This window comes from Lysinibacillus fusiformis (genome assembly GCF_003049525.1).
Classification (GTDB): domain Bacteria; phylum Bacillota; class Bacilli; order Bacillales_A; family Planococcaceae; genus Lysinibacillus; species Lysinibacillus fusiformis.
In genome coordinates this window covers 232481-246110 of record NZ_PYWL01000002.1, presented here as the reverse complement: position 1 = coordinate 246110, position 13630 = coordinate 232481, and the positions used below count along the sequence as shown (strand labels likewise).

General features: G+C 38.9%; 12 protein-coding genes. 2 read left to right on the top strand and 10 right to left on the bottom strand.

Translation table 11 applies throughout. The annotated features are described in order from the left end of the window. Positions 1-25: 25 nt before the first annotated feature. From C9J29_RS06080 to C9J29_RS06070, 3 genes are all read right to left on the bottom strand, one after another. Complete coding sequence (locus tag C9J29_RS06080; protein ID WP_107921790.1) at positions 26-2299, bottom strand: DEAD/DEAH box helicase; 2274 nt, start codon at positions 2297-2299, stop codon at positions 26-28. Then, entirely contained in the window at positions 2274-2666 is a 393-nt protein-coding gene (locus C9J29_RS06075) for a YppE family protein (protein ID WP_237068759.1), read from the bottom strand. The genes C9J29_RS06080 and C9J29_RS06075 overlap by 26 nt, the downstream gene beginning before the upstream one ends. Before the next feature lie 209 nt (positions 2667-2875). Further along, entirely contained in the window at positions 2876-3070 is a 195-nt protein-coding gene (locus tag C9J29_RS06070) for a hypothetical protein (RefSeq protein ID WP_008176489.1), read from the bottom strand. Positions 3071-3451: 381 nt separating this feature from the next. Between C9J29_RS06070 and recU the strand changes: the two genes are divergently transcribed. Together recU and C9J29_RS06060 are read left to right on the top strand one after the other, a co-directional pair. Continuing rightward, a complete protein-coding gene (gene recU / locus C9J29_RS06065) occupies positions 3452-4096 on the top strand; it encodes a Holliday junction resolvase RecU (RefSeq protein WP_008176494.1) in 645 nt (214 codons plus the stop codon). A 1-nt stretch (position 4097) separates the two neighbouring features. Beyond that, complete coding sequence (locus tag C9J29_RS06060; RefSeq protein ID WP_107921788.1) at positions 4098-6779, top strand: penicillin-binding protein 1A; 2682 nt, start codon at positions 4098-4100, stop codon at positions 6777-6779. A gap of 69 nt (positions 6780-6848) precedes the next feature. Here C9J29_RS06060 and C9J29_RS06055 read toward each other — a convergent pair whose 3' ends face one another. The 7 genes from C9J29_RS06055 to C9J29_RS06025 form a co-directional block, all read right to left on the bottom strand. Further along, the gene (locus C9J29_RS06055; protein ID WP_089985120.1) at positions 6849-7163 is read right to left on the bottom strand and encodes a YpoC family protein; all 315 of its coding nucleotides are present in this window, start codon (positions 7161-7163) and stop codon (positions 6849-6851) included. Next, positions 7160-7822 (bottom strand): endonuclease III, encoded by a 663-nt coding sequence (gene nth / locus C9J29_RS06050; protein ID WP_089985122.1) that lies wholly within the window; start codon positions 7820-7822, stop codon positions 7160-7162. Before nth ends, C9J29_RS06055 begins: the two co-directional genes overlap by 4 nt. A 12-nt stretch (positions 7823-7834) precedes the next feature. Further along, positions 7835-8563 carry a DnaD domain-containing protein gene (locus C9J29_RS06045; protein WP_008176501.1) on the bottom strand — a complete coding sequence of 243 codons (729 nt, stop codon included), beginning with the start codon at positions 8561-8563 and terminating at the stop codon, positions 7835-7837. A gap of 77 nt (positions 8564-8640) precedes the next feature. Then, positions 8641-9936, bottom strand: coding sequence for an asparagine--tRNA ligase (asnS, locus tag C9J29_RS06040; protein WP_089985123.1), 1296 nt, complete (start codon positions 9934-9936; stop codon positions 8641-8643). A gap of 28 nt (positions 9937-9964) precedes the next feature. Next, a complete protein-coding gene (locus C9J29_RS06035; RefSeq protein ID WP_008176505.1) occupies positions 9965-11158 on the bottom strand; it encodes a pyridoxal phosphate-dependent aminotransferase in 1194 nt (397 codons plus the stop codon). A gap of 16 nt (positions 11159-11174) precedes the next feature. Then, entirely contained in the window at positions 11175-11657 is a 483-nt protein-coding gene (locus tag C9J29_RS06030; protein WP_008176506.1) for a cell wall elongation regulator TseB-like domain-containing protein, read from the bottom strand. Between the two features lie 344 nt (positions 11658-12001). After that, positions 12002-13423 (bottom strand): tetratricopeptide repeat-containing diguanylate cyclase, encoded by a 1422-nt coding sequence (locus tag C9J29_RS06025; RefSeq protein ID WP_043990148.1) that lies wholly within the window; start codon positions 13421-13423, stop codon positions 12002-12004. Between the last annotated feature and the right edge of the window lie 207 nt (positions 13424-13630).

Below are 13630 nucleotides of genomic sequence, written 5' to 3'. Positions count from 1 at the left end.
ATTCCTCAAGTCCTCTTTTTTCATGTTAATTAATTTGATTTAATCTTTGAAGAAGTATTATGACTCTCTTCTTGCCTTCCTGTAAACTGTCTTGGGCACCAATACATGATGGGCATCCAGATTCACAAGGACAATTTGAAACATGCTCCAACGTTTTCATTAATAGCTCCTCCCATAAGTCATAGACCTTTTCACTTAAACCAATCCCACCAGGGTATTTATCGTAAACAAAAAATGTGGGCAGCTCATTATGGGATGCTTTGACTTGTGGGACAACAGCTACATCACTGCTGTCACATTGAATAAATAAAGGGATAAAGGCATTCATGGCATAGGCTACTCCAATCATTGCCTCTGTCAATTCCGCCTCTGACCACTGTTCTGTTAGATGAAGTGCTAGCCATGATGCGCTTGTATGCATTTCATCTGGAGGTAAATGAATAGGCCCCGATCCTATATTATCATGCGTGCCAAAGCGAATTTTCTTGAAAATAGTTGCCTGTGCAACTAATCCTACATCCCCAAAGCTAATCGAACCGCCGTTATAAGTTCGGCTTCGATCTTCCTCTAATACCTTCATTTCAACGGCAAGATTAGCATCTGTATAATAATCGATGTCGACTTCACGGACATAAGCTTTCTTTTCTTCCCAGTCGAGCTTCTCTACTTGGAATTGAATCCCTTGATGTAAATAAATCGCTTCTTCATGTAATAGTGTCATGGCACTATGACGATCCATTTCTCCAATTACCTTTGTTTGGGCAGGAATAGACAGATCAATTATAACCACATTTTCCTGGGAAGCCGACCGTAAGCTAATATCATGTGCTGGGAAACGATCGCTCATCCAATGCCACTTATCGCTCGTCTTAAAGACAACGCCCTCTTCTGCTAAATAATCTAGCAATTCTTGTATATCATATTCACCATACGTATCTTCTATAGAAAAAGGTAATTCAAAAGCGGCACATTTTAAATGATCCATTAAAATTAACATATTTTCTGGATAAATACGTGCTTCCTCTGGTGCACTACCAAGTAAAAATAAAGGATGATTCACCACATACTGATCCAGTGCCGTCGATTGTGCAACATAAATAATTAAAGCCTCATCCTGTCGCCTTCCTGCACGTCCTGCTTGTTGCCAGGCACTTGCAATATTTCCTGGATAACCTGTCATAATACATGCTTGTAACTGGCCGATATCGACCCCTAATTCTAACGCATTGGTACTGACAACGGTTTGAATGGTTCCATCACGCAAGCCTTTTTCGATTACCCGACGTTCAGATGGTAAATACCCACCTCGGTAGCCACGCACGGATTCATCCAGCAGCTTATTGCGAGTGAGCTCCTTTAAATAAGTGACAATCATTTCAACCCGTACTCTGCTTTTAGCGAAAATGATTGATTGAATACCAGCTATATATAGCCGCTTTGCTAAATCACTTACCTCTAACACGGCACTTCTACGCACCCCAAAAGTTTTATGAATAATGGGCGGATTATAGAACAGAAATGTTTTCTTACCGATAGGTGCTCCAGAGTCCGCGATGAGCGCATGTGATTCATTTGTTAATAGCTCGGCCAGCTCCTTAGGATTTTTTATCGTTGCCGATGTGCAAATAAACACAGGTTTACTACCATAAAATTCACATATGCGTTTTAATCTACGAATAACATGGGCAACATGGGAACCAAATACCCCTTTATATGTATGCAATTCATCAATCACGATATACTGTAAATTTTCAAATAGCGATACCCATTTCGTATGATGTGGCAAAATTCCTGAATGAAGCATATCAGGATTTGTCATAACGATATGTCCTGCTTTGCGAACCTTCTGACGAATGCCTGGAGCCGTATCACCATCATAGGTATAACTTAAAATTTCCTCACCACTTTGTTCAATCAGTTCATTCAAGTCATTTTTTTGATCCTGCGCTAAAGCCTTTGTTGGGAATAAATAGATCGCACGTGCGTTTTTATCCTCTACTATTTTTTGCAACACCGGCAAATGATAGCAATATGATTTACCTGATGCGGTTGGTGTAACAGCCGTAAAAGATGTACCACTCTGTGCCAAATCAAAGGCCTCTCGCTGATGCGTATAAAGTTGCTCGATTCCCCTTGCCTGCAAAGCCTTCACTAAAGAAGGATGTAAATTTTCTGGGAAAGGAGCATAGCTAGCAGGTCGTCCTTCAAGTGTTTGCCAATGTAGAATACGTTCTTTTAATTCTTCATCATATCTCCACTCATGCAAAAGCTCACTAATCGTTCGTTTCTTCGATAGCATTTACTGCCTCCTCCTTTACCAGTCGTTCAAAGTTTTTCATTGTAAAGGAGGTAGAATGAATCGCATCTAAGAAGCGTTTTTTACTTGTTTCTTTATAAAAAGATTGCACAACAAATTGCTCCATCGATTCTACCGTTGAAGCAATTTGTTGTGTATGCATATATTTCGGTCGATTCTCTTGAATCCATTTATTGGCCTCTTGCTGCCATTCCTTCAACAGTTGATGAATTTTATCAGCGTGTGGTTTCACCTCTAGAAAAAAGTCAGGTGTACGGTCCTCCTCACGCATTTGCCAAAAACGTGAAACACATCGATCACATTCATCTATTAATTGGGATGTTAACTGAATAACTAACAATTTTTGCACCTCATCTCTCATCAATTACTCGTAAGCAAATATTTTTCGTAGCAAGTACATATATATGATGAGTATGTCTTGTCCATCATTTCAACTACGAAAATATGGCACCTCTTGATACCTTTACCTTCCCCTACTTGTTTTGTGGTAAATACTGTATCAATTTTAATGCTATAGAGTTAGTTCAATTGCTTATGAGATAAGTGTACCAAAGTCTATCATTTTTCACTACTAATAGGCGAACAAGCATTCTTTACTTGCCAGTTCTTTTCTGCTAAGCTTACTTTCTGGCTAACTGCTTTGAGCTGCAAAAAAAAGTGCATATTCTGAGCATTGTTCTCCAGCGACACTCTCGTGAAAAGTAATTGATTGACCAGATCTAACTGCGCAACTAATTGTTCTAACTTGTTCAAAATAACGCCCCCTTTGCTTTACTTAAAGTATTCCTCGCATGTATAGAATTACCTTCATGCGTGACAAAATAAGCGTAAGTTAGCTGAAAGAAGAAGATTTTCGATAAATTTTTATAAATGAACCTTCCAACTAAAAAAGCGTCCTGAATGAAAGGTGTAGATAATTCACCATTCTTCAACCGTTTCTATGTTTAAATTTATCAGTTATTTTGACGATTCAAGGAAGACAATTATTAGCTTTTTTTCGACGCAATTTGTTTATTCTTTGCATCCACTGTCTACTACTCTTGTAACAAAGACAACACGGATGGAGGTAGAGAAGAGCCATCAAATCATGGTAAACTAATATATAGGAAAGCAGTTTGATAAAGGGTGAGCTAAATGACAATTCGCTATCCAAATGGGAAATTGTATACCCCCCATACTTCTGTACAGAAAACAGAAAAAAAAAGTAAAAGTAAAGATTTGTCTTTTAGTAATCGTGGAAAGACACTAGAAGATGAAATTAATGAAGCAAACGACTATTATATTAAAAGGCGACTTGCTATCATTCATAAGAAACCTGTTCCTGTACAAATCGTCAAAGTAGAGTACCCTTCACGAAGCGCTGCTGTCATTCGTGAAGCATATTTTCGAACACCCTCTACAACCGACTACAATGGTGTTTGGAATGGGCATTATATTGATTTTGATGCAAAGGAAACTGCTTCCAAAACAAGTTTCCCTTTAAAAAATATTCATGAGCATCAAATGACCCATATGCAGCAAGTGACTGAACAAAATGGTGTGGCTTTTATTATCGTTCGCTTTTCAGCTTTTGAACGATATTTTATTGTGCCATATGAAGTTTTACAAAAGGCCTGGCAAGCAATGGAAAATGGCAATCGTAAATCCATACCCTTTTCAACGATTGAAGAAGAGGCGTATGAAATTCCCACTAGCTATTATCCACGGATCGATTATTTACCCATCATCCAACAACTGATCGTTGAAAAATGCTGCGGGTTTGAAAGTGAGGAGAAATAGTATGACTGAACGTCGTCGAACACGTGGAGAGCATCAAAAGGCTCTCGCTGAAAAAAATAAAAAAGGTAAGAAAACAACAACAAAGTCGTCTACACCCGCTAAAATGTGGATAAAACGTATTTTCTTAACGCTATTAGTCATCGGTGTGGTAGGCTTCATTGGAGGAGCAGGATTATTTGCTTACTATGCAAGCACAGCTCCTAAGCTTGATGAGGAATTATTGAAAGACCCTGTGTCTTCAGAATTCTACGATAAAAACGGTGAAATATTCGCAACAATCGGTGCTGAAAACCGTAAATATATAAAATATGAAGATATTCCCGAAGATATGGTGAACGCTATTCTTGCAACGGAAGATGTACGCTTTTTTAAACATCACGGCATGGACTTCTACCGTCTAGGTGGTGCTATACTTGCTAACTTCCGTGATGGCTTTGGTGCACAAGGTGCCTCTACCCTAACACAGCAAGTAGTGAAAAACTCATTCTTACAAAATGAAAAGAAATTAAAACGTAAAGCACAGGAAGCTTGGCTAGCGTTTCAATTAGAACGTAAATATTCAAAAGAAGAAATTTTTGAAATGTACTTCAATAAAATGCTAATGTCAGGCCGTATTTATGGCTTTGGTACAGCAGCCCAATATTTCTACGGAAAAGAATTAAAAGATTTAACATTAGATGAAGAAGCATTATTAGCAGGGCTCGTACAAAGACCAAATGCTTATAATCCATTGAAAAACCCTGACCTTGCCAAGCAACGTCGTAATACAGTTTTAGGATTAATGTATCAACACGGAAAAATTTCGAAAACAGAAATGGAAGAAGCTAAAAACGTTGATGTCCAAGCAGGTCTTGCTGACGATGCAACTCGTCAATCATTTGCTGGCTCTAAATACGATGCCTTCCTAGATGTCGTTATTAATGAATTAGAAAATAATGGCGATGGTTCTGCCATGGCAGAAGGGATTAAAGTTTATACAACACTTGATCCAAATGCCCAAAAAGTTGTTGAAAATGTGATGAACGATGACAGCAATTTCCCAACAGAAGATATTCAGTCAGGTGTAGCGGTCATTGATACGAAAACAGGAGCTATCCAAGCTGTTGGTGGCGGTCGACATTATGGTGCCGAACGTGGCTGGAACTATGCAGATGATTTAACAAAAAATCAACCTGGTTCTACAATGAAACCATTAGTGGACTACGGTCCAGCCATTGAATATTTAAAATGGTCTACTGGCCATACACTTGTAGATGAACCTATGAACTATTCCAATTCAAAGCAAACTATTACAAACTGGGATGGCAGATATATGGGTGCCATGACTGCTCGTAAGGCATTATATGCTTCACGAAACGTACCAGCTGTCAAAGCATTACAAGAAGTAGGTACTGAAAATGCGAAGGAATTTGTTGGACGTTTAGGGATTGAAACAGAAAACCTTTATGAATCAGACGCAATTGGTGGTGGAGCGATTACTATCTCACCTATTCAAATGGCGGCTTCCTATGCAGCATTCGGAAATAACGGCGTTTACACAGACCCACATGCTATTACAAAAATTGTTTACCGTGATGGGAAAACATCTAAAAATTATACACCTGAGCCTAATGTAGCGATGAGTGAAGCTACAGCTTATATGGTAACAGATATGCTACGTGATGTAGTTGGCAACAAACCTGACGCATCAGGTACAGCGGCTAATGTCCCTGGACTAGACATCGCAGGTAAAACAGGTACAACCAACTATTCAGCTGAAGATTTCAATAAATATAATTTACCGAACACAAGTGTGCCAGATTCATGGTTTGCTGGTTATACGACAAACTATTCCATCGCTATATGGAGTGGCTATGAAAAACACTTTGATCCAATTACAACGTGGGAAGAACGTCGTTTACCACAAAATCTATTCAAATCGATTATGCAAGACATTTCAGCAAACGTTGAAACAGAAAGCTTTAAAAAGCCAAGTACAGTTGTAGAAGCAACGATTGAAGTGGGCTCTAAGCCATTGAAATTGGCAAGTGACTTTACACCAAGCGAATTACGTCAAACAGAGCTATTCGTTCGTGGTACTGAGCCAACAGAAGTGTCGAATGTTTATGAAGCACCAGAATTGGCTACGCCATATAACGTATCTGCAAGCTTAGATTTAGGGGCACAGTCTATCAATATTTCTTGGGAACATGATGCCAGCTTGAATCCAGAAACAGATGAACCATTACCAACTTCATTTGAAGTAACTGCAACCCGTGATGACGGTAAAAAGTTTGACCTTGGTAAAACAGAGAGCAAAGGTTTATCAGTTGCCAATACGTTGGAAGATGGCAATTACACGATTTCAGTCGTAGCCATTGTGGATGGTACACGAAGCGAGCCTGGTACCACAACTTTCCAAATTACAAGTACAACTGAAGAAGAGGATGTAGAAACGGAAGAGCCGGAAGAGCCGAACATTGATTTACCAACAGATCCTGGTGAAGAAGACCAAGATAACGGTCATAATAATGGCAATGGTAACGGTAATGGCAACAACGCTGGTAATAACAATAATAATGGAAATGGGCATGGGAATAACGGCAACAACGGTGGAAACAATGGCGGTTCAGATGGAAGCCAGCAACCAACTCCTCCTACAGATCCTGTAGACCCAAATAATGAAGAACAAAGCTCAGAATAAACAAAAAGCCGAGAAGCATATAATGCTTCTCGGTTTTTTCTGTCGGCACAAGTATTTTATTCTGCCACTCTATTTTTTACTAGCTTGAATTCGTAAACGTGCTGTACGCTTTTTCGTTTCCTTAAATAATTCATCCAACTGACGGTAACAAGCATATTGCCCTGGCTTCGCTTTGATAAAGGAAAGTCTTTCAACCCCATTAATCGGCAGCACCTCATCTCCTGCCGCTTGTACAAGCTGTTCAAACAATTGGATTGCTTCTTCCATTAAGTCTTTTGCTGTACCATTTCTAGCATCATGGGCTTCGTGGATAGTTGCTTGAAGGGTTGTCCATTGGGCAAACCAAGCATCTACCTGATCTTTTGTGATCGCCTCTCTATTCATGCTTCCTTCACCAAGCCTTTCTTCAAACGCTTTTGACCTTCACGACAATCACTTAGTAAAGGACAGGTATGGCAGCCAGGATTTTGGGCCTTACAATGATAACGACCAAAGAAAATTAACTGATGATGCGTTTTTGACCACTTATCCATGGGCGTTTTTTTCATGATTGTTTCTTCCACTTCAAGTACGGAATCCTTCCATCTACATAGACCTAGACGTTTGGAAACACGCTCTACATGGGTATCAACTGCTAGCGCAGGAATATCAAAGGCTACTGATAGCACCACATTGGCTGTTTTGCGACCTACACCTGGCAATGTTACAAGTGCTTCTCGGGTTGCTGGTATTTCGCCATTATATTCATCTAGCAAACGTTGACATAAAGCCTGAATGTTCTTTGCTTTATTACGATATAAGCCAATAGAGCGAATATCCTGTTGTAATTCTTCCAACGGGACAGCCAAATAATCTTCAGGCGTTTTATATTTCTGAAATAATGTTTTGGTTACCTTATTAACAAGTACATCCGTACATTGTGCAGATAATAATGTCGCAATTGTGAGCTCAAAGGCATTGTCATGCACAAGCTCACAATGTGCATTAGGAAACATTCGATCCATTTCTTCTAGGCAATGCTCCCACTGTTTTTTTGTTAACAAACTGGATGCCCCCTATTCTCTCTCTTCTAACCAATTATAAAAAGGTACTTTGTTAGTCGGTTGCGTGTCTTGCTGAACTGTCCGTGCTGGAGTCCTGCTAAATGTTTGCTTCTCTCTGAACTGCTCACTTTGCTTTTGTGCCGCTTGAGGTGTCGTAATATTTTTCTTCTTCCACTCTAACAAAATACGATCAATATAGCGAATGCTCAGTTTCCCAGCAAAAACAGCTTCTTTCAATGCCTCTTTAATGAGTGTTGGACTATGCTTGTCCTCATCAAGCCAACACCCTATTTTTTCAAGCTCTAAAGGAGATAAAAGACGTCCCATTTCTTCTTCAAAGAGTCGGAAAATCTCTCCTTCTTCTTGTTGAAGTGTTGTAGCAGATTTTTGTTGCTCTTTCATCTCGATCATCTGCACAATTCGCTCCCAGAGTGGATAAACCGAATATTTTTCATAGAGCTTGCCACCTGTATCCACATCACGAGTAATTTCAAGGAAGCCCTTTTGCATTAATCGTTGTAAACGGGATGTTAGTTCATTTTCTGGCATTGTGAGACGATTCTTTAAATCATTTGGTGTAGGGAAGTCATAGCCTTCCATATGAAAGGCTAACAGGTGCATAACAATTAGCGCCTCTTCATCCTCTATATTTAACTCCTTATAAAACTGAAAAAAAAGCTGGGGAATGGGAATCATTCTCTGCTCAGTCCATGTACGGAGTCGATGATTATTTGCATTCATATTCCTCTAGACTCCTTCTTTAAGTAAGTAGAAAAGCCGCGTAGATATTTCACTACGCGACTTTTAAATTGATTTGCTTATGGATATAAGCGGTTCAGTAAACGTGGGAATGGAATTGTTTCACGAATATGTTCTGTGCCAGAAATCCATGCCACAGTTCGCTCTAATCCAAGTCCGAAGCCTGAATGTGGAACAGAACCATGTTTACGAAGCTCCAAATACCATGCATATGCATCTAATGATAGGTTATGTTCTTCAAGACGAGATTTTAATAAATCATAGTCATGGATACGCTCAGAACCACCAATAATTTCACCATAGCCTTCAGGTGCGATTAAATCAGCACATAATACAACGTCATCGCGATCTGGATGTGGTTGCATATAGAAAGGCTTAATGCCTACTGGGTAGCATGTAATGAATACTGGCTTGTCGAATGAATTGGCAATAGCCGTTTCATGAGGTGCACCAAAATCGTCGCCCCATTCGATATCGTCAAAACCTTGTTCATGTAAAAGCTTAATCGCGTCATCATATGAAATACGAGGGAATGGCGCTTTAATATTTTCAAGTTTCGATGTATCACGGTCAAGTCGCTCTAATTCTAATTTGCAGTTAGCCAGAACGGATTGTACAATATGCGTTACATATTGCTCCTGTACTTCTAGATTTTCTTCAAACTCTACAAAGGCCATCTCAGGCTCAATCATCCAGAACTCGATTAAGTGACGACGCGTTTTAGATTTTTCAGCACGGAAAGTTGGACCGAATGAAAATACTTTTCCTAGTGCCATAGCTGCGGCTTCCATATAAAGCTGCCCTGATTGAGAAAGGAATGCATCCTCATCAAAGTATTTCGTATGGAATAGCTCAGATGTACCTTCAGGTGAAGATCCTGTTAAAATCGGTGGGTCCATCTTTGTAAAGCCATTGTTGTTGAAAAATTCATAAGTAGCACGAATGATTTCATTACGGACCTTCATAATGGCATGTTGTTTACGAGAACGTAACCATAAATGACGGTTATCCATTAAAAATTCAGGACCGTGCTCCTTCGGTGTAATAGGGAAATCTGTTGCTGTATGTAGAACCTCAATTCCTGTTACAGCTAGCTCACAGCCAAAGCTTGAACGTTCGTCAGCTTTCACCTCTCCTGTAATATACATAGAAGTTTCTTGCGTTAGTCCTTTAGCTGTAGCAAAAATTTCTTCGCCCACTTCTTCTTTCACGACAACACCCTGAACAAAACCAGAGCCATCACGAAGTTGTAAGAAGGCGATTTTACCACTTGAACGTTTGTTAGCTAGCCAAGCGCCCATTTTGACTGTTTCACCGATATGCTGTGGCATATCTTTAATCATAATTTTTTTCATAGAAATCCTCCAAAGTCGTCTAGAGGGATTAGTCTTGCCATTTTGATTTTACAAATGTATCAATACGACGGACTGCCTCTTCTAGTAAGTCTAAAGATGTTGCATAAGATAATCGCATAGTAGTTGGTGCACCAAAGCCAGAGCCTGGAATTACAGCTACGTTTGCTTCTGTTAAAATATCCGCAGCGAATGCGTCTACTGAATCATAGCCAGTGTGAGCCATAGCTTCTGCTACATCTGGTAATAAGTAGAATGCACCCTGTGGTTTTAATACATGGAAGCCAGGAATTGCACTTACCTGTGGGTAAATTTTCTCAAGACGAGATTCGAATGCTTGGCGCATTTCCTCTACCGCGTCCTGTGGTCCATTATACGCCTCAACAGTTGCATATTGCGCAGTTGTAGTCGCATTAGATGTTGAATGTGATGCAAGGTCAGTCATTGCTTTCACTACGTCCGCATCACCCGCAGCATAACCAATACGCCAGCCTGTCATAGAGTGAGATTTTGCTACACCATTTACAACGATTGTACGTGCTTTCACTGCATCAGAAAGTTGTGCAATTGAAAAATGCTCAATACCATTGTATACAAGCTTCTCATAAATTTCATCTGACACGATTAAAATATCCTTTTCTTCTGCAACTGCAGCAAGTTCTGCAAGCTCTTCACGTGAATATATCATACCAGATGGGTTGCTAGGTGAGTTGATAATTACCGCTTTTGTTTTATCAGTCACAGCAGCTCTTAATTGATCAGCAGTAATTTTATAGTTTTGTTCACGTGTACCTTCAACATATACAGGTACTCCGCCCGCTAATTTAACTTGCTCAGGATAAGACACCCAATAAGGGATTGGAATAATAACTTCATCACCCTCGTTTAAAATAACTTGGAATAATGTGTATAAAATATGCTTTGCACCTACACCAACAATCACTTCATTTGGCTGATACGTAAGATTATTATCGCGCTGTAGTTTATCAATAATAGCTTTTTTTAGCACTGGAAGTCCGCCAGCAGGTGTATATTTTGTATACCCCTTTTCCATTGAATCAATGGCAGCATTTAAAATGTTTTGAGGTGTATTAAAGTCTGGTTCACCAGCTCCAAGGCCAATGACATCAATACCTTGCTCTTTTAATGCTTTTGCTTTCGCAGTAATAGCTAATGTTGAAGATGGTGTTAAAGTTTTTACACGTGTTGCTAATAAGTTTTTCATCCGGGATCTACTCCTCTTATAAATTCGTAATGCGCTTCCACCAGTCGCCATCCTTAAACATAATATAGACATAGTTGAGTTTGTCATGGTCGTTTAGGTATGTAATCTCCCAAACAGCGCCCGGCTCCTCATAGCCCAATTTCATGTGGAGGACCTTTTGTACATTTCCTTCATTTTTAAAAACCGATAATGCTTGCTTTTCCGTAATACCATCTTCTAATAACACTTCCTGAATGGAATCCTTGTCTAGATTCGTGGGAACAAAGACAGCCTTTTTATCACCGTATTCGTCTACCCCGAACACAGTAACATACGAATGTTTGCCATTATATGTGTAGGACTCCGATACAATTGCGAGGGCTTTGGCATCGAGTGCCAACTGTTCAGCCTGCTCTTCAATTGAACGGAACGGAGCCTCGGCTTTCCAGAGTACTAAAATGCTAATGACAAGTGACAACGAAACAATAAAGACAGAAATGAAAATTAACCAGTTTTTCATCTATTCACCTGTTGTTTCATATCGTGCCTTTTTGGCACAACACATAGCGGATGTTTGTGTGTGTTTTTAACTGCATAACAATTCATTTTGCATTCCATTTTGTCAACCTGCTTTCTTTCCTCATACCACAACATTATACAACAATTTTGTGCTGTCGTGTTTCTTAATTTCATATATTGTACGTTGCTAGAATAACGTTTTCAACTGATTGGTACAGTAATTTTCATTCCGTATCATTTTACCTCGTTCTAATTTGCGATGACGCTCCAATTTCTCTCAAGAATATTCCCTGAAACAGGAGAAAAATTCCTATTCAACACTGTAAATAGGAATCACTCAAATTATCATAGTTCATAGATGACATTGGTGGCACGGCCTTTATCTTTTGCCTCATACAAACAGCGATCAGCTTGATCAAATAAATCATTATAATGATAATTTTTTCGATCATTCATACAAGCTCCCATACTGACCTTTAATGGATAGCTTTTCTGGTCTTTTTCTAATGTTAACGTAAGCAAATGAGCGTGTGTATTTTGGACAAGTGCTTTCATGTAATCCTTTTGTGGATGGCGTATACAGATAATGAATTCATCCCCTCCATAACGGATAATTTTTACGTCTTCCTCCCGCAAAAACTCCCTCAAGCCATTAGCTAAAAGCTGTAAAACTCGATCGCCAAACAAATGTCCATGCGTATCATTAAATAATTTAAAATTATCAATATCAAGAACTGTAATACATACATAGGATTCCGCCATTTTGGCAGCATGTAACCATTCATCTAGCTCGTAATCTAGAAAGTGGCGATTCAAAACACCTGTTAATGGATCATAATGTGCTTTTCTTTCTAATCTCTCTTTTTGACGCTTAAATTCCAAATTCAACACTTGCTGTAGTAAATTATCAACGCTCATCTGTTCCGAAAGGTCAATATAATCTTTTTGGACATCAAAAATTTCATCTCGCCAATTCAATTGGTACAGGACATTTAACAATAAGCGCATCACTTTTTTCGTAATGGGCTTATCACCATAGGATTTGGCTAGATCTATTGCTTGTTGATAATATTGCACCGCTTCCTCAAGCTTGTGCTGCTTTTCATATAAAAAGCCATAGCCAAACAAAGCTGCTACTTTTTCAGGTTTATGTTGAGAAATTATGCTTGAAGTTAATGAGTCATCAAGCAATGCCTTTCCTGCTAAAAAATCCCCTTCCAAAATATACACATCTGCTAAATTATTATTGATGCGAATATCTAATAATCTTGCTAAATCTGGCTGTGTCTCATATAGCGTTTTATTATATTCTCTTGCTAACAACCCCGCTTGAAGGGCTTCCTTCGTAAAGCCCTTCTCTACCTCTATATAGCATAAATTATTATGACAACGAACAAGCATCATAAAATCTTGTAATTCTTGAGCATAAGCAATTGACTTTTTCGTCATCTCTGCTGTTTTTTCACGGATTCCTACCATATCGTATATTAACGACATAACCAAATAATAATGCATCAAATCTTTGCTAGTACCATATTTTTCACAAATAGCCTCATACTCGAAAATAAGGCTGACAATGGCTAGCGTATCGCCCAAAGAATGATGTACTAAAATTTTCTGATAGTACAAGTCCAATACATATTCATAGTTGTTTCCCTCTAAAGCTACTAAAAGACCCTGATCTGCCAGTTTCAGCGCATCTGTTAAATACCCCTTTATGCGCATTTCCATGATTGTCTTATTTAATTCCTCTAATGTTAACACCACTGTCTCACCACTTTTCCAAGCCCCTATTTAATCCTTCACTTTGTTCTGTAACAATTATAAGACATATCTATTTACTTCGGCCGACTTTTTAGCAATATACCAACTATTACCTCGATTTCAAAAAAACTTTTATAAGACAGCTATTGAATGTCCTTTTGTTTTCCCCTCCCATTAAATTTTTATACTATTACACATTTTTCTCCATTT